A 17,283-nucleotide genomic window follows, 5' to 3' on the forward strand; every position below is an offset into this window, starting at 1 on the left:
TCCGGGAGACGCGGCCTTTTCATTTATACCGCTAACTCATTCATAAGGAGCAAAGTATGCAATTAGCCAGTCGTTTTGGTCATGTAAACCAGATACGCCGTGACCGTCCGCTGACACATGAAGAACTGATGCACTATGTACCCAGTATTTTTGGGGAAGACCGGCATACCTCCCGCAGTGAACGCTATGCGTACATTCCCACCATCACCGTACTGGAAAGCCTGCAGCGGGAAGGTTTTCAGCCATTCTTCGCCTGCCAGACCCGCGTGCGCGACCTAGGCCGCTGGGGATACACCAGACACATGCAGCGTCTGCGCCGTGACGGGGAGATAAACGGACAACATGTCCCTGAAATCATTCTGCTCAACTCTCATGACGGTACCTCCAGCTACCAGATGCTGCCGGGTTACTTCAGGTTCGTCTGCCAGAACGGCTGCGTCTGTGGTCAGTCTCTGGGGGAAGTGCGTGTTCCACACCGGGGAAATGTGGTGGACAGAGTCATTGAAGGGGCTTACGAGGTGGTGGGCGTGTTTGACCGGATTGAGGAAAAGCGTGATGCCATGCAGTCTCTGGTTCTGCCGCCACCGGCACGTCAGGCGCAGGCACAGGCGGCACTGACTTACCGTTATGGTGATGAACATCAGCCCGTCACCACCGCCGACATCCTGACACCACGACGCCGGGAGGATTACGGTAAGGACCTGTGGAGTGCTTATCAGACCATCCAGGAGAATATGCTGAAAGGCGGGATTTCCGGTCGCAGTGCCAGAGGAAAACGTATCCACACCCGTGCCATTCACAGCATCGACACGGACATTAAGCTCAATCGCGCATTGTGGGTGATGGCAGAAACGCTGCTGGAGAGCATGCGCTGATGCTGTTTCCCTGAAAGTGCAGCCCTGACTCACGTCTGTACCAGTCCCCAGGCATTCTTCCATTCATTTGCTTTTTATAAGGAATAATCTCATGACAACCTCTTCGCATAATTCCACCACACCTTCTGTTTCCGTGACCGCTGCATCAGGGAATAACCCGCCTCAGCTGGTTGCCACCCCTGTCCCTGATAAACAACGTATCAGCTTCTGGCCGCAGCATTTTGGCCTCATTCCACAGTGGGTGACCCTGGAGCCCCGTGTCTTCGGCTGGATGGACCGTCTGTGCGAAGACTACTGCGGTGGTATCTGGAATCTGTACACCCTGAACAACGGCGGGGCATTTATGGCACCCGAACCGGATGACGATGATGACGAAACATGGGTACTGTTCAATGCCATGAACGGTAACCGCGCTGAAATGAGCCCGGAAGCCGCCGGCATTGCTGCCTGTCTGATGACGTACAGTCATCATGCCTGTCGTACGGAGTGTTATGCCATGACGGTCCATTATTACCGGCTGCGGGATTACGCCCTGCAGCATCCGGAATGCAGCGCCATTATGCGCATCATCGACTGAATGGAGAGAGGCACAATGCAGCAGCTTTCCTTTCTGCCCGGAGAGATGACGCCCGGCGAGCGCAGCCTCATTCAGCGGGCCCTGAAAACCCTGGACCGCCATCTTCATGAACCCGGCGTGGCCTTCACCTCCACGCATGCGGCACGGGAGTGGCTGATTCTGAACATGGCGGGACTGGAGCGGGAAGAGTTCCGGGTGCTGTATCTGAACAACCAGAATCAGTTGATTGCCGGTGAAACCCTCTTCACCGGCACCATCAACCGCACGGAAGTTCATCCCCGGGAGGTAATTAAACGTGCCCTGTACCACAATGCCGCTGCCGTGGTGCTGGCACACAATCACCCGTCAGGTGAAGTCACACCCAGTAAGGCTGACCGCCTTATTACGGAACGTCTGGTACAGGCACTGGCCCTGGTGGATATCCGGGTGCCGGACCATCTGATAATCGGTGGCAGCCAAGTTTTCTCCTTTGCTGAACACGGTCTGCTTTAACCCGTCACCATCACAACCACATCACACTTGTTTTCACTTTTATCTTCTGTCTTCAGAGGTATCCCATCATGAAAATTATCACCCGTGGTGAAGCCATGCGTATTCACCAACAGCATCCTGCATCCCGTCTTTTTCCGTTCTGTACCGGTAAGTACCGCTGGCACGGCAGTGCTGAAACGTATACCGGTCGTGAAGTGCAGGATATTCCCGGTGTGCTGGCCGTGTTTGCTGAACGCCGTAAGGACAGTTTTGGCCCGTATGTCCGGTTGATGAGCGTCACTCTGAACTGAGTCAGAAAGGGGATTCTGATGAGCAGCATTATCACCACCCCAGTGTATACGCTGGATGAACTTTCCTGCCCTTCTGCACGGGAAAAAGCCCGCGACTGGTACCGTGTGCACCATTCTGACAGCAACTGGTATGAAAACGTGTACGAGGACTTCAGGGCGGTCTGTGGCATTTTCGGAATTGACCTCCGCCAGCGCGTTTTCCGGCTCAGCAACGGCAGGTTTATGGAAGAACCGTGCATCTGGTTCAGCGGATTCTGCAGCCAGGGGGACGGAGCCTGTTTTGAAGGACGCTGGCACTGGCAGTCAGCAACAGCCAGGAGGCTCCGGGAGTATGCCACACAGGACCATGAACTCCATCGTATCGCGGATGCCCTGCAGGCGGTGCAGAAACGTAACTTCTGGCAACTGCAGGCTGAAATCCACCACCGGGGACGTTACTGCCATCCGTACAGCATGGATATCACTGTTACCCGGAACAGTCCGACTGGTCAGGCTATGACAGCCGATGCGGAAGCCGCTGTCAGCGAAGCCCTGCGCGACCTGGCCTTCTGGTTGTACCGTCAGCTGGAAAACGAGTACGACAGGCTGACCTCTGATGCCGCTGTTGATGAGGCCCTTCTCATCAACGAATACACCTTCACCGAAGCCGGTCTGCGCGCCGGCTGACCTGAGGACTTTATCGTGTCAGACAAACTCCATGAGACAAATTATCCCGACGACCATAACGACCGCCTCTGGTGGGGACTCCCCTGCTCCGTGACGCCCTGTTTCGGGGCACGTCTGGTGCAGGAGGGTAACCGGTTGCATTACCTTGCAGACCGCGCCGGTATCAGAGGGCGGTTCAGCGATGCGGATTCGTACCACCTGGACCAGGCCTTTCCGCTGCTGATGAAACAACTGGAGCTCATGCTCACCAGCGGTGAACTGAATCCCCACCATCAGCATACCGTGACACTGTATGCGAAGGGGCTGACCTGTGAAGCCGACACCCTCGGCTCCTGTGGTTACGTTTATCTGGCTGTTTATCCGACGCCCGAAATGAGAAATTAACTCTCCAGAATAGCCTTCTGCTACGGCCTGGTGTTTTCACCACGCCACTTTCCCATTTTTCATCTCTGCATATCAGGAAAATCTTCAGTATGAACACATTACCCGACACACACGTACGGGAGGCATCGCGCTGCCCGTCTCCCGTCACCATCTGGCAGACACTGCTCACCCGACTGCTGGACCAGCACTACGGCCTCACGCTAAATGACACACCGTTCGCCGATGAACGTGTGATTGAGCAGCATATTGAAGCTGGCATTTCACTGTGTGATGCGGTGAACTTTCTCGTTGAAAAATACGCGCTGGTGCGTACCGACCAGCCGGGATTCAGCGCCTGTACCCGCTCTCAGTTAATAAACAGCATCGATATCCTCCGGGCCCGCCGGGCGACAGGCCTGATGACCCGCGACAATTACAGAACGGTAAATGACATTACCCAGGGGAAGCATCCGGAGGCGAAACAATGAAACTGGCCCTGACGCTGGAGGCAGACAGCGTTAACGTGCAGGCGCTGAACATGGGGCGCATTGTCGTTGACGTCGATGGTATTAAGCTCGCTGAACTGATTAACAAAGTCGCTGAAAACGGTTATTCACTCCGCGTGGTGGATGAACGTGACGCTACCGAAACACCGGCAACTTCTGCCAGCCCTCATCAGTTGCCGGAAGACAATACAGTGATACAGAGCGTGATGCCATTAACCACTGAAACAGCGCTGGATATCCTCATTGCGTGGCTGCAGGACAATATTGACTGCGAATCGGAAATTATCTTTGACAACGATGAGGATAAAACGGATTCGGCAGCACTGTTGCCCTGTATTGAACAGGCCAGGGAGGATATCCGTACCCTGCGCCAACTGCAGCTTCTGCAACAGAACCGGTGAGTCTTACTCACCAGACTTCATTCCACTGACGCCAGCCTGAACAGGGCTGGCGTTTTCATTTATCTGCAAAAAGGAATATCGATTATGTCTGAAATCACAGCCCCCCGTCCGGAAGTGGTCAACGGGCATACGGACGTTATCTGCTCAACCAGTATCCGCCACATTCTGGCTGTACGAAAGAGTACGCTGCTGCAAATCGACACACTTACCCGGCAACTGGCAGAAATCTCAGCAATGACAGAAAGTATTGGCGGTAAAACCGCACTGGACTGGGCGATGAAACAGGATTTTCGCTGCGGTTGCTGGCTGATGGAAAAACCTGAAACGGCAATGAAAGCCATCACCCGCAATCTCGATCGCGAAATCTGGCGTAACCTGATGCAACGTTCCGGGATGCTGTCATTAATGGATGCGCAGGCCCGTGAGACATGGTACCGGTCACTGGAATACGATAATTTTCCGGAAATCAGCGAAGCGAACATTCTGAGCACATTTAAACAACTGCACCAGAACAAAGATGAAGTGTTTGAGCGAGGGGTGATCAACGTCTTCAGGGGACTGAGCTGGAATTACAAAACTAATTGCCCCTGTAAATTTGGCAATAAAATTATCATTAACAACCTGGTAAGGTGGGACCGGTGGGGATTTCATCTTATCACCGGGCAACAGGCTGACCGACTCGCCGATCTGGAAAGAATGTTGCACCTGTTCAGCGGTAAACCGATCCCCGACAACCGGGAAAACATCACCATTCATCTGGATGATCACATCCGGTCTGTTCAGGGTAAAGAGTGCTATGAAGATGAGATGTTCAGCATCAGATACTTTAAGAAAGGCTCCGCGCACATCACGTTCAGGAAACCAGAACTGGTTGACAGGCTGAATGATATTATTGCGAAATACTATCCGGAAACCTTATCGTCCGTTTAACCCAAAGCACAGACTCAGTACATACACAAAAACATTCTGATAAATCTGGCGTCATTCAGAGCAAAAAACCATGTTTTCCAGATTATTTGTAAAAAAACATACTCCAGCTATGGTGGCAGGTGGCCTGGTATTTCTGTTCATTGTTCTGCTGACATTTTTCTGGAAAAAAGCAGAGCTGGTGAATGACAGCCAGACCAGAGTTAATTTCGCACTTGGCTATATAGAAAACATTCTCAATCAGAACAACAGCATCAGCCCGGAAGCAGAACATTTGCTTCTGAATAACTGTAACGCAGATACTCAGCGTGAATTAAGCAATCTGCTGCTGAAGCGCCCCCAACTTCGTGCACTAAGCCTGGCAAGACAAGAGGCTGTATTTTGCAGCACCCACCCCGGTTTGCCTGTCGGTCCAGTTGCTGAAAAGGAACGGTGGCGGCACGATATGCTGATTCGTTTTCCTGAAGATACAGGTACTCTGCCCTGGATCCTGTTAAAAACACCTTACAAAAACGGTACGGTCATTACCGCCACGGATTATTATTTTATTCAGGACATCATCTCTGTGGTTCATGCGGTTCCTGCAATACAATTCCGTTTGGGAAACACGGTCCTGTCAGCCAGCGGAAAAAATGTCACTCTGCTCCCGGACGACAGCGGCATACAAAAAGAAAGTCATTCAAAAAAATATCCGTTCTCCCTGATTTATACCATCCCGGTGAAAATGCAACTTATCTACGCCTGGAGACAGGCCTGGTATATGTTCCCTGTTGCCATCTTCGGTGGAATACTCACAGCCTTTCTGCTGTCCCGCCGTCGTCCATCCACCCCGCTCGATATGCTGAAAAATGCACTTGCTCACGGAGAGTTCAGACCTTATTTTCAACCCATCATTTCAGCTAAAAATCACCAGCTGACCGGCTGCGAAGTACTGATTCGCTGGCATCACCCCGTTAGCGGGATTATCCCACCAGATCAGTTTATCCCGCTGGCAGAGTCCACCGGATTAATTGCCCCGATAACGCAACAGTTGATGTCTCAGGTCGAACATAGCCTTAATCCTGTTGCACATTTTTTACCAGATCAATTTCATATTGGGATCAATATTTCACCAGCGCATTTTCTGTCCCCGGGGCTGGAAGATAGCTGTATAAAGTTTCTATCCACCTTCCCGAAAGGGAAAGTGAAACTGGTTCTGGAACTGACAGAACGAAACCAGCTATCCGTCACAGCAGAATCAAAAGCGTTATTTGCGAAATTACATCAACAGGGAGTATTGTTTGCTCTGGATGATTTTGGTACTGGCTATGCAACCCACAGCTACCTGCAGTCGTTTCCTGTCGATTACATCAAACTCGACAAAGGGTTTGTACAAATGGTCGGCGTGGATGAAATCTCCGGGCATATAGTAGAAAATGTTATTGAGCTGGCTCGTCGGTTAGGTATTGATATCATTGCCGAAGGCATTGAAACCGAATCACAGGAGTTGTTCATGACAGAGAAAGGAAGCAGCTATCTGCAGGGATACCGCTATGCACCTCCACTACCCGCGGAACAGTTTATTGCTGAGTGGGTATACAACAGCAGAAACGGCAAAAACCAGAGATAACACATACTGAAATGGACCAGGATATGCGTCCCCCTTTTCACCTCATCTCCCAATTCCCGGGTTTGATTCCTTTTTCGCAGCAAAAGGGACTGAGGGTACAAAAGAGGGTACATTTTTCACCAAACCAAACAAATCAGATTTATATCAACATGATAGAAGCAATCTTCGATTCCGAGTCCGGCACCAAATTCATAAGGCCTCGCTGCAAAGCGGGGCTTTTTCTTTTTCTGGCTACGGTAAATTTCAGATCGTTGCTACAGGTCATTCGTAATCGTTAACGCCTTTTAATTTCAAAGCATTCTGTCTAATGTCGGCATATCTGGCGATGAGCTGTTTCAGATGCATCTCTGCCTCAGCCCCTGCGGCAGGTGGAAGTGGTTGTCCTGCCGACGACTGTTCCAGTATCCGCAGTTGCTCTTCAGCCGGTATGGATTGATTAAAAGACTGTATCGTTGAAAACACCACTGACTTCAGCTCACTGACCGTCATGTATTTCCCCTTATGCTCATCCAGTCCGTTCAGTCGTTCACTCAGTTTCTGTAGCGTAACCATTCCCTGATGCCAGCCATTCAAATTTTCTGTCGGCAACGCAGCGACATTAAATTGTTGCTGCCACTGCTGTATCAGGGGCTTTGCGCGCTCCGGCCATATCACCTGGGCCTGTTCGACAAGCTGCCTTTCCCGGGTTATGAGCCAGTCCGGCGGTAGCTTGTCCAGAAGCGTAAGCTGCTGTTGTGTTTGCGTAATTAAAGTTTGTGGCAACGGAGATTGCTGACGCAATAAATTCAATTGTTCAGGCGTGAGTACTGCGGGTAACGGTGCCAGAGAGGCAGTAAACTGGGTTTGTAACGGGTCCGTCCGATGCAAAAACTGCCACGTCCATAGCGTTGCTGCACCTATCACCAGCATGGTACACATCCCACCGACAAAAGATTTCCATTTTTTTACTGGCTCAGGTATTGCCGGCAGTACCTCCACGTTTGGCTGTGTAACGTACACCCATTGCACTGCACTGTCTGGCGCCCGGATATCTTCAAACGAACGACCAGTATGGGAACCTGTTGTTATACCCACGTCATTCATGACCGGATCATGCGAAACGATACCCGACTGAATTGTCGCCCCTGTACAGATTGTGTCATCGCTGTTCTCCAGCCTGACAGCGTTGTTATGCATCAGGGTACGCAATGTATCCAGCTGACTCAGATGTCTGAGCTCCAGGCGCTGTAAAACCGTCCCCAAACGGGTAAGCAGCTGCTCTGCCCGATACAGTTGGCTAAGGTCGCTGTATTTCAGCGGGAGTGAGCGCATCCGTTGTTGCAAACGCAGGCTCAGATTACTGAGGATCTCAATCCGAACATGGACAGGCTGTGGCCAAAGCACGCCCCACTGATGGCTTATCAGAGCCTCCAGTATTGCCAACCCTTCATTCAGACCAAACAACCCGGCCAGCTGCGTACGGGCCAGCGTATACCAGGCCGCGGTCTGCAGCTCAACACCATTTTGCTCAAACAGTGAGAGACAAAGTTTTTCGGCATAACGCCAGTTCACATCAGGACGTGCCGGATGCGTTAGCTTATTTAGTTCATCACACAAAGCGGCATAATCCGGTAGCCTTCGCGGGTCACCGCCGGTTTTGATTCTACGTGGGGTAATGTCATTCATGACCAGTTATCCATCTGACGTACTTGCGGTTATAGAAGATGATTGTTTATGCAGCTTCGGGTTCTGCATATTCAGGGCGTAGCAGATACTGACGGGGTTAGGGAGAAACGCTAAAACCAGGCCTTAAATACGAGCTGCCGTGTCGAGATACTGCTGTTTCAGGTGTCTCAACAGGACTCGCCCTTCAGGCATAAATTCAGTGCCATAACGCACCAGACCAACATCTTTGAGTTCAGCGTCAATGGCATAGCACAGCTCGCCAGGAACGACCTGTTCCAGCAGAACAACGGTTATTTTTTTCAGGCGCGGCTCATATTTGAGCAGTACGGTTGATAACGTCCCCATCATTTCATGCGCCGTCCCCGGCATTCCCTGGAGAATTTTGGTCATATCCGGTAGACCATAGTCCGGCAGATGCGCCAGCGTGCCGGCACGACTGTTAAGAATGCGCTGCATATTGTCCAGTACTGAGAGGATTATCTGGTTCTGCTCGCTAACCTGATTCAGATCCAGACCTCCGGTAAAATTCCCAAACAGGGTTTCATATAGCGACGGACGCGGAGTGTCATTCATCTTTCAACGCCTTCAGAGTCAACCGTTCACTCCCAGCTTCAATGATTCTGGCTGAATCCGGGGCAAGGTCGTCACGACTCAACACGATCCGCCAGGTGTTATTCACCTGATCCGGAGTACCGGCCTTATCCAGGTCTAACATCGCTGCCCGGTCCGGATGACTTTGTACAAACTCTTTCGCGGCTTCACGCAGGTAGCGCATTTCTGCGTCGTAATAACACAGGGTTAAATCTTCCATAAAATAGTTACTCAAAATATAGGAAACAATGTTTTCTTCCCCAAAAGTGGAAGTTATCTCACCACTTCGCGAATAGTCAGAGACATAGGTTTTATCTCCTCTTTTAAAATCTCAAATTCAGTAGTTATTTTTCTTAATGACTGACCAGATGAAAAAATGTGAGAAAGTACCTTGCTATAAATTATGAGCCACACTTATTCATCTTCCTTTTATCCAGCTAATAACTTTCTCTAACCACATAACACCGCGGCCCGCGCCGGATCGAGCTGAATCAGCCCGCCTAGCAATTTTTCCATAGCAGGCCCGAGGCGAATCTTGTCAGCCTCACTGCGACTGGCTTTCAGTCTGAGGAGTTTCAGATGACGGGCCTGTACCTCAAACAGCAGCTCAGGTTCCCACTCGCTAAGGGCCACTTCTCTGGCTCGCTCACCCAGTTCTGCAAACAGATGCACCGCGAGCTCATTTTTTCCGTACTGTTCTGCAATACGCCCCATTAGCAGGCGCAGCAGCCACTGCTGACGCGCAGTGGCGATGCCTGGTCGATGCTGTAACCAGCTCAGTGCCGCATCCGGGCTTTCGCTGTCCGCCAGCGCCACGGCCTCCGGCTCCAGTGCCAGAATGTCGTCGTTCACTTCGGCCATACGGGCGGAAGGCGTTTCTTGGCCCCACCCAGCGGTGGTATCCAGTACGCTCTGCTGGATCCAGTTCAGTGTCACTTCATCAGCAAACGGCGTACCGTCACTGAATGCCAGCGTCTCCAGCCCGGATAATCGGGTCAGTAGCCCCTTCAGATCAGCGGCAATAATGTCAGCCACTATCTCTTTACCGGACTTCGTCAGCGCCTGATGGATATACCACTGCAGATCCAGCCACAGGTGGTTGGCACCGCGGGAAAAGGTACTGTCTGCCGTTTCCAGAATCTCAGCCCAGTTTTGTTGCAGGTACAGGCGTTTGAGCAGCGCACGCTGGTCTGCTCTTGGGGGTTCGATGCGAGTTCGCCCCTGTGCATCTGGAGCCGGAATAGCCTGCAGGGTATCGTGGCGCAGACTTTTCATCAGATGGTGCGCCGACAACCAACCGTCGGGCTGTTCGCGCAGGTATTCGCTAAGAGTGCGCGCCTGCGCCAGCAAATCCTGACCGGAAGTGATTCTCCCGATAGCAGGGGCATCGCTGTGGCTCGCCGTGGAAAGTGTCTCAGTAGTACTGGCGTTCTGCGGTACAACGGCATCCACTCCGCCCGCTTTCTGCAGGCGGTTTTCCAGCGCACCATACAGCGCGTTAAGTCCTGGGCGGGTTTCATCCGGCTCATTTTCAGTGAGCTGCGCTATCTGCAGCAGTGCGCCGATGGTACGCAGCGCATCTTCCCTGACCACTTCCGGATACAGTGAAAGAGAATCCGTCATGCGTGAACCTGCCAGCCACTCCAGTGCTGCCTTACGGCTGCGGTTGCGCTGTGGATGCAGTTGCACACCGAAGCGGTCTATCAGACCCGCCAGCAGTTCGAGCCCCTCTGCCAGCCCCTGCTCGCCTTCACGATGCAACCTGGCCCAGCAGTAATACGTCGCCACACGAATGTCTTTAGCAGTGGTGGTGAGCACTTTCTCCGCCAACTCGCAGATAAGCTCAGTATCCGCCCCGGAAAGTTTGTTGACCTCCTCGCGCATTTGCTGGAAGCCATCGTCATAACCTGGGTCATCTCCCACTGATGACTCTCCGGGTAACGGCTGCAGCCAATTGTTCCACTGCGCCACTCGCTCACGGGTAGCGTCAAGGAGTGTCATCGGCTCTGTCTGACAGGCGCTAACCAGGGCATTTAACGTGCTCATCAATTGACCTCCGCTGCATCACTGTTTGTGCTGGCGACCGGGTCTGTCACTGCCACTTTCGCCGTGCTGAAGATGGTATCTGGCAGACGGTAGCGGTTCAGCCCGCCTTCAGTTAATGCAGACAGCGCGTTCTTCAGCGTATCTGTCAGACTCATAATATTGGCTCCATAGGATAACCTGTTATCCATGACGCTATTACCGACGGGCAAATGGCGGGATTAATTAAGGGGAACTCAGGGGGTACGAAAAAGAGTAATTACGACTCCAGTCCCAACGACACAAATGAAGGATTTTATTAACAACAATGTTATTTCAAAATTATCCATCTCGTACTCGCCATCGTTGCTCACTTAGCTCCTTCAGTTATATTTAAACTCCAGCACAACCCCTTCTTCATCATTCCACCCCAGCGTCAACGACGCTGGCTTTTGTTTCGCGGCCATATGAACCAGCAATTGCTGACTCAGCACCGGCAGAATTTGTTGGTTGAGTAAGCTGTCGACATTGCGCGCCCCGGTGTCCGGTAACAGGCAGGCAGCGGTCAGCGCGTCGTACAGGCTTTCGTCAATCAGCGTGGTCAGGCCGTAGTGGCGCTGTAAGCGCTGGCTGACATGGGAGAGTTTCATCTCCACAATCGTGTGCATGGCTGCTTCTGCCAGCGGACGGTAAATCACAGTCTGGAAACGGGCGAGCAGCGCGGGCTGGAAGTGGTCGCGCAGTATCGGGCGCAGCAGTTCGTGCAGGTCTGCCTCGGTGGCTTCCGGTTGTTCGTCCAGCAACTGCATCAGGTGGTCGCTACCGAGGTTGGAGGTCATCAAAATAACGGTATTGCGGAAGTCGATTTCTCGCCCTTCGCCGTCGCGCATAAAACCACGATCGAATACCTGATAGAACAGATTCATCACGTCACGGTGCGCTTTTTCGACTTCATCGAGCAGCACCACACTGTACGGACGCTTACGTACGGCTTCAGTAAGAATGCCGCCCTGGCCGTAGCCGACGTAACCAGGTGGAGAACCTTTCAACTGGGAAACTGTGTGTGGCTCCTGGTATTCCGACAGGTTAATGGTAATCAGTGATTTTTCGCCACCGTACAGCGCATCCGCCAGTGCCAGCGCGGTTTCAGTTTTTCCTACACCACTTGGGCCAACCAGCAGGAATACACCCTGTGGACCGTTCTCAGAGGTGAGGCCGGTTTTAGCGGCGCGCAGGCGCCGGGCGATGGCTTCAAGCGCAATATTCTGACCGACTACACGTTTGCCGATTTCATTTTCCAGGGTAAGCAGTTCGGTCTGTTCGTCTTTCATCAGCGAAGAAAGCGGCACGCCGGTCCAGTCGGCAATCACTGTTGCAACAGTGCGCACATCCACATCCACCGACAACAACGGATTGCCCTGCTGTAAACCGTTCAGCTCCTGTTGCAGGGCATGCGTTTCGCTCTGACGGGAAATGTCCTGCCGGCATTTCCGTAGTTGTTCAGTAAGTCTCAGTTCCTGGCCGTACTGGGTTTCAAGTTCGTGGAGTTCAACGATGACGTTTTTCTCTTCCTGTTCGATTGCCGTCAAGCGTTCACCGTGGTTTTGATTACCGACGGTAATGTCTTCCTGTAGCGCTTGTCTCTCCATTTCAAGAGAGGTAATCCGGGAACGGATACGGGTCAACTGTTCGGGTACGGTGTCGAGACTCATACGCACACGAGCGCTTGCAGTGTCGAGCAGGTCAACGGCTTTGTCCGGGAGTTGACGGCCTGTCAGATAACGTCGGGATAACGTAACGGCAGCGCACACCGCATCATCAGTGATGTGCACATTATGATGTTCGGCATAACGGGATTTCAGGCCACGCAACATCAGACAAGCCGTGTCGTCGTCCGGTTCGTCAACTTTCACCATCTGGAAGCGGCGTTCGAGTGCGGCATCGCGCTCAAAGTATTGTTTATACTCAGACCAGGTCGTCGCGGCGATGGTACGTAACTCACCGCGCGCCAGGGCAGGTTTCAGTAGATTGGCAGCATCAGCACCACCAGCCTGGTTACCTGCGCCGATGATGGTATGGGCCTCATCGATAAACAGCAAAATGGGGACAGGAGACTGCTGTACAGCATTAATCACGTTTTTCAGGCGCTGCTCAAATTCCCCCTTCACTCCCGCCCCCGCCTGTAGCAGCCCGAGGTCAAGAGTGCGTAGCACCACCGGTTTGAGGGATTCAGGGACATTACCTTCAGAGATTCTGAGCGCCAGACCTTCTACCAGTGCGGTTTTCCCGACACCGGGCTCACCGACCAGGATTGGGTTATTTTTTCGGCGACGAGAAAGAATGTCCACCATCTGGCGGATTTCACTATCGCGGCCAAATACCGGATCAATTTTGCCTTCACGCGCCTGGGCGGTGACGTCATGGGTGAATTTATCCAGCGCATTCTGCAGCGCCGGACTCAGTTCCCCTTCTTTCATCTCACTCCCTACTGGACGCCCGATAAACTCCACGTCCCCACCATGGCTCCCCGTGAGTTCGGCTTCCTGCTGTACCTGCGCACGCTCGTCTGACTGGGCATCCAGTAGCGGGCGCAGGCACTCCAACTGGCTCTGGCCCAGAGTCAGCAATGGCCACAGACCATCGCAGCGCACCAGCTTCTGGTTAGCCACCAGCGCCATCAGCAGGTGGTGACTTCGAATCTGTTCTTCTCCCGCCAGTGAGGCAATCAGCCAGGCTTGTTGCATCAATACCTGGATATTTTCTGAAAGCTGCGGGCGATGGCGCACTGAGCGAGGTTGTTTGTCGAGCCAGGCAAGCAAATCTTGCCAGAGAGTGTCCATGTCCCACTCGTAGCGGCGTGCCAGCACCGTGAGATCCCCCTCGCCCTGCTCAAGAAGTTTCAGCAGCCAGTGCTCTGGCAAAATTTCCGCATGCGCGCGGATCTGACAGAGTGAAGCTGCGGCTTCCATCGCACGGGCGCAATAAGGGTTCAGACGTCGCAGCAAAATGGCTGGATTTTCCATGAATATCTCTCTTTGTCGGTTTCTGAACACGCTACCGCCCCTCGCTGTTTTCCGTGAGGAAGACCAAAGCGCATACGGTCGTGCTGGCAGATTGTGGAGTCTTTGCTGAAAGCCCGTTGGCTTCAGACGTTCAGCAAAAAAAAAACGGACAGAGAAACTCTGCCCGCTCGTGGCTTAGGCGGTGGCGCGTTCGTTCCAGGAATCGGAATGAATGATGTTGCCGTCTTTGTAGGTCCAGGTGATTTTTTCGTAACGCAGTTCAATGCGCTCAAGGTGGTTGTGCTTCTCTTTAGAAGGATCCTTGATGTCATACATTTCAGGATTCACCTTCACCACTTTCACGTTCTCAAGTTTGGTGTTGAAGTACTCCACTTCCTGGCCTGCGTCGTTGATTTTGTACCACTTGAATTCGGCAGACTTGAGGGTCTGACCGGTGGTCACTGCCTTGTACAAATACGGGCTGGAGGAGTCGATTTCCTTGGTGAACAGGAACGGGGTATGGATACGGGTGCCGGTCAGTTTGCCTGTGTTGTTATCAGTCGGGATGTACAGGTTGTGTTCCTGAGCCACGACTTCGATGCTGCCTTCACGATCCTGAACGTCCACAGACCCTTTGATGTCCGCGCCGCCATCGTCCTTCAGCCAAAGATAAACAGGTATTGCCATGGAATTACTCTCCATTATGTTGTGATGCGCCATCATCCTGCGATGACGCCAGGGTGTGTCCAGGTATCTGACAGGCATTAGCCTGCGGTACCAGACGGATTTCGACACGGCGGTTGAGCGCACGGCCCTCCGGGGTGTCATTGGTTGCGACCGGACGGCTTTCGCCATAGCCCTGTACCGCAAAACAGCTTTCCGGTACGTCACCGGTTTCATGCATCACGACGCATCGCCATCAGACGCCGACGTCGTGCTTGCAGGCGGACCAACAGATCGCTCAGTTCAGCCACCAGCGAAGGGCTCGCCGCAACCGAGAGCATTGGCGGGATAAAAGACGGATCACGATTCCACTGCCCCTGCGCATTCCAGCGGGGCTGCTGCTGGAACTGTTGCGGGGCCAGCGCAGCCCCGTCCTCCCAAAGTGGGCGAAAAATTTTCATCCTTGATTTCCCCTCGCCTTACGATTTGGCTTTTGGCATCTGGGAAACTAGTGATAGGTTGATGTCCATCCCTTCCACCTGGAAGTGGGGGATAGCAAAGAGTTTCACGCGGAAGAAGCCTGGGTTATCCCCGATATCTTCCACCAGCACTTTCGCGTCACGCAGCGGGTGAGAAGCCTGCAAGTCATCGCCCGGATCGGTCATTTCTGTCACAAGACCACGAACCCAGGTATTAAGCTCCAGTTCCAGCAGACGACGATCCTTGGTTGTACCAATGTTTTCCCGTTGAATCAGCTTCAGATAATGAGCGATTCGCGACAGCAGGAAGATGTACGGCAAACGCGCATTGATGCGGCTATTTGCAGTGGCATCAGCAGTGTCGTAGAGCGCAGGTTTTTGCGTGGAGTTCGCCGAGAAGAAACAGGCATAATCGCGGTTTTTGTAGTACGACAGGGGAATAAATCCAAGATTTGCGAACTCAAATTCGCGGGTTTCCGGGATCATCACCTCTGACGGAATTTTTACCTGATTACCCGTACCGAGATCATACAGATGAATGGGCAAGTCCTGTACTGCACCACCGGCCTGTGGACCACGGATTTGCACGCACCAGCCGTTGTTGATGAAGCTTTTCACCATGTTGGCCGCAAAAGCGAAGGAGGCATTGGTCCACAGGTATTTATCGTGATCCGGGCCTTTCACTTCTTCAACATAGTTAAAACTACGTACCGGTACTGTGTCCGGGCCATACGGCAAACGGCCCAGCACGCGAGGCATGACCAGCCCCATGTATCGAGAGTCGTCCGTATCCCTGAAACTTTTCCATTTAATGTACTCGGCGCGGTCAAAGTAGTTACCAATATCTTTGATGGCCGCGACCTCTTCCATTGACTCTTTCAGGAAAAATTTCGGCCCCGCAGAACCGATAAAGGGCATATGTGCCGCAGCAGACACTTTTGACAAATTACGCATCAGCGCCACGTCCTGCGCAGAAGCATCAAACTCGTAAGAGGAAATCAGCGCGGCAATCGGCTCGCCGCCCGGAGTGTCATACTCATCGATGTATGTGTGTTTGTACAAACCACTCTGGATAATTTCCGGACTATCTTCAAAATCCTGGCGCAGGTCTTCCTTAGAGATATCCAGCAGTTCAACTTTCACGTTCTGGCGGAAATCAGTTTTATCAACCAACGATTTCACGCCCCGCCACAGGCTTTCTACCGCCTGAAAGGCCTCGTGATGCATAACTGCATCAAGTTGACGACTTATCTGGTAATCCAGTTCAGCGATATGGTGGTCAATCAAATTTTTGTCGAGCTTTTCAACTTTAGATCCGGATTTAGTCAGACATTCCAGGAACACTTGCATCCCGGCAGTTAAACGTTCATCCGCAGTCGCATCCGACATCGCCTGTGCATCCTGCCAGATATCCAGAGCACTCAACTCTGAGACTGGGCTCAGATTAATTTTTTCAAACAGGGACGCATAAACTCCACTTGCCACAGGACGTTCAAGGACCACACTCTCGCCAGCAGTGGCATTCTCATTATTTACAGACATCAACATATTCCTTATTAATCCGTTAAATCGTCATGATCGTTATGGCTGTTTTGGGGCCAGGGCTGAGAGTTCGGCTCTGAGTTCTGCGCTTAATGCCGGGTCCAGCAGAATATTTTCCAGTTCTTTGCGGAAAGCCTGGTTATCCAGAAGATTTGCTTTTAAATCACGAAGTAAATTACGCATGGAAAGCATGGCCTTCAGCTGCGGTATTTGCCGGGAGACTTGTTCCGGGGAAAAATCCTTTATACTGCGGAATGTCAGTTTGATGCTGTCTTCGCTATCGTCATCAGCAAGCGTATTTTTAACGGTAAGATTTACTTTTGGGGAATAATCAAAAAGGACTGCATCAAAGTTATTTTTGTTAAGATTAACTTTTTTTCGTTCTGATAATGGCGCGGATTCCTGACCATTACTAAAATCACCCGCAATAAGTAACTTAAGGGGTAATTCCATTTTTTTGCTTGCGCCACCTGTATGCAGTTCTAATTTTAGATTAATACGGGCCTTCGGGATCTCCCGCTGGAAGCTGTCACTCATAGTTCCCTCACGTAATTCAGTTAAAGTCAAATTAACAACAATATTTCCTTAACCGGATACTAGGGCAATATCAATT

18 protein-coding genes and 4 pseudogenes are annotated in these 17,283 nt (G+C 52.0%); 11 read left to right on the forward strand and 11 right to left on the reverse strand.

Going from position 1 to position 17,283, the window contains the following annotated elements; translation table 11 throughout:
* The first annotated feature begins 56 nt into the window (after positions 1-56).
* From FEM44_RS05650 to FEM44_RS05700, 11 genes and pseudogenes are all read left to right on the forward strand, one after another.
* Positions 57-875: a DUF932 domain-containing protein gene (locus FEM44_RS05650; protein ID WP_135523319.1), complete on the forward strand. Its 819-nt coding sequence runs from the start codon at positions 57-59 to the stop codon at positions 873-875.
* 91 nt (positions 876-966) lie between these two features.
* Complete coding sequence (locus FEM44_RS05655; protein WP_135523320.1) at positions 967-1,452, forward strand: antirestriction protein; 486 nt, start codon at positions 967-969, stop codon at positions 1,450-1,452.
* 15 nt (positions 1,453-1,467) lie between these two features.
* The gene (locus tag FEM44_RS05660) at positions 1,468-1,944 is read left to right on the forward strand and encodes a JAB domain-containing protein (RefSeq protein ID WP_001186745.1); all 477 of its coding nucleotides are present in this window, start codon (positions 1,468-1,470) and stop codon (positions 1,942-1,944) included.
* 68 nt (positions 1,945-2,012) lie between these two features.
* Positions 2,013-2,234 (forward strand): DUF987 domain-containing protein, encoded by a 222-nt coding sequence (locus FEM44_RS05665; RefSeq protein WP_000692303.1) that lies wholly within the window; start codon positions 2,013-2,015, stop codon positions 2,232-2,234.
* An 18-nt stretch (positions 2,235-2,252) separates the two neighbouring features.
* A complete protein-coding gene (locus FEM44_RS05670) occupies positions 2,253-2,900 on the forward strand; it encodes an antitoxin of toxin-antitoxin stability system (protein WP_135524060.1) in 648 nt (215 codons plus the stop codon).
* Positions 2,901-2,915: 15 nt separating this feature from the next.
* Entirely contained in the window at positions 2,916-3,284 is a 369-nt protein-coding gene (locus FEM44_RS05675) for a type IV toxin-antitoxin system YeeU family antitoxin (protein WP_135524059.1), read from the forward strand.
* Positions 3,285-3,373: 89 nt separating this feature from the next.
* Positions 3,374-3,751, forward strand: coding sequence for a TA system toxin CbtA family protein (locus FEM44_RS05680; protein ID WP_001094446.1), 378 nt, complete (start codon positions 3,374-3,376; stop codon positions 3,749-3,751).
* Positions 3,748-3,924, forward strand: a pseudogene (locus FEM44_RS05685) (DUF5983 family protein); the annotation flags it as partial. The gene FEM44_RS05680 and the pseudogene FEM44_RS05685, both read left to right, overlap by 4 nt.
* A gap of 48 nt (positions 3,925-3,972) precedes the next feature.
* Positions 3,973-4,170, forward strand: a complete 198-nt coding sequence (locus tag FEM44_RS05690) for a DUF957 domain-containing protein (RefSeq protein ID WP_087891818.1) — start codon at positions 3,973-3,975, stop codon at positions 4,168-4,170.
* An 84-nt stretch (positions 4,171-4,254) separates the two neighbouring features.
* Complete coding sequence (locus FEM44_RS05695; RefSeq protein ID WP_135524058.1) at positions 4,255-5,100, forward strand: DUF4942 domain-containing protein; 846 nt, start codon at positions 4,255-4,257, stop codon at positions 5,098-5,100.
* 70 nt (positions 5,101-5,170) lie between these two features.
* On the forward strand, positions 5,171-6,706 hold the full coding sequence (locus FEM44_RS05700) for an EAL domain-containing protein (protein ID WP_000492893.1): 1,536 nt from the start codon (positions 5,171-5,173) through the stop codon (positions 6,704-6,706).
* 261 nt (positions 6,707-6,967) lie between these two features.
* Here FEM44_RS05700 and FEM44_RS05705 read toward each other — a convergent pair whose 3' ends face one another.
* The 11 genes and pseudogenes from FEM44_RS05705 to tssB all read right to left on the reverse strand — a co-directional run bounded on the left by FEM44_RS05705 (position 6,968) and on the right by tssB (position 17,207).
* Positions 6,968-8,371, reverse strand: coding sequence for a VasL domain-containing protein (locus FEM44_RS05705; RefSeq protein WP_135524057.1), 1,404 nt, complete (start codon positions 8,369-8,371; stop codon positions 6,968-6,970).
* Positions 8,372-8,494: 123 nt separating this feature from the next.
* The gene (gene tssE / locus FEM44_RS05710) at positions 8,495-8,944 is read right to left on the reverse strand and encodes a type VI secretion system baseplate subunit TssE (protein ID WP_135524056.1); all 450 of its coding nucleotides are present in this window, start codon (positions 8,942-8,944) and stop codon (positions 8,495-8,497) included.
* 109 nt (positions 8,945-9,053) lie between these two features.
* A pseudogene (locus tag FEM44_RS25125) lies at positions 9,054-9,182 on the reverse strand (type VI secretion system baseplate subunit TssF); the annotation flags it as partial.
* Positions 9,183-9,412: 230 nt separating this feature from the next.
* Positions 9,413-11,008, reverse strand: coding sequence for a type VI secretion system protein TssA (gene tssA / locus FEM44_RS05720; RefSeq protein ID WP_135524054.1), 1,596 nt, complete (start codon positions 11,006-11,008; stop codon positions 9,413-9,415).
* Complete coding sequence (locus FEM44_RS25130; protein WP_167850692.1) at positions 11,008-11,163, reverse strand: hypothetical protein; 156 nt, start codon at positions 11,161-11,163, stop codon at positions 11,008-11,010. The genes tssA and FEM44_RS25130 overlap by 1 nt, the downstream gene beginning before the upstream one ends.
* Before the next feature lie 204 nt (positions 11,164-11,367).
* Complete coding sequence (gene tssH, locus FEM44_RS05725; RefSeq protein ID WP_135524053.1) at positions 11,368-14,007, reverse strand: type VI secretion system ATPase TssH; 2,640 nt, start codon at positions 14,005-14,007, stop codon at positions 11,368-11,370.
* A gap of 174 nt (positions 14,008-14,181) precedes the next feature.
* Positions 14,182-14,673, reverse strand: coding sequence for a type VI secretion system effector Hcp (gene hcp / locus FEM44_RS05730; RefSeq protein ID WP_024558534.1), 492 nt, complete (start codon positions 14,671-14,673; stop codon positions 14,182-14,184).
* Between the two features lie 4 nt (positions 14,674-14,677).
* Positions 14,678-14,890, reverse strand: a pseudogene (locus FEM44_RS05735) (OmpA/MotB family protein); the annotation flags it as partial.
* Positions 14,886-15,110, reverse strand: a pseudogene (gene tssK, locus FEM44_RS05740) (type VI secretion system baseplate subunit TssK); the annotation flags it as partial. The pseudogenes tssK and FEM44_RS05735, both read right to left, overlap by 5 nt.
* An 18-nt stretch (positions 15,111-15,128) precedes the next feature.
* On the reverse strand, positions 15,129-16,676 hold the full coding sequence (tssC, locus tag FEM44_RS05745; RefSeq protein WP_130207939.1) for a type VI secretion system contractile sheath large subunit: 1,548 nt from the start codon (positions 16,674-16,676) through the stop codon (positions 15,129-15,131).
* 33 nt (positions 16,677-16,709) lie between these two features.
* Entirely contained in the window at positions 16,710-17,207 is a 498-nt protein-coding gene (tssB, locus tag FEM44_RS05750) for a type VI secretion system contractile sheath small subunit (protein ID WP_138158935.1), read from the reverse strand.
* Between the last annotated feature and the right edge of the window lie 76 nt (positions 17,208-17,283).

The sequence above is a fragment of the Escherichia sp. E4742 genome (assembly GCF_005843885.1).
Classification (GTDB): Bacteria; Pseudomonadota; Gammaproteobacteria; order Enterobacterales; family Enterobacteriaceae; genus Escherichia.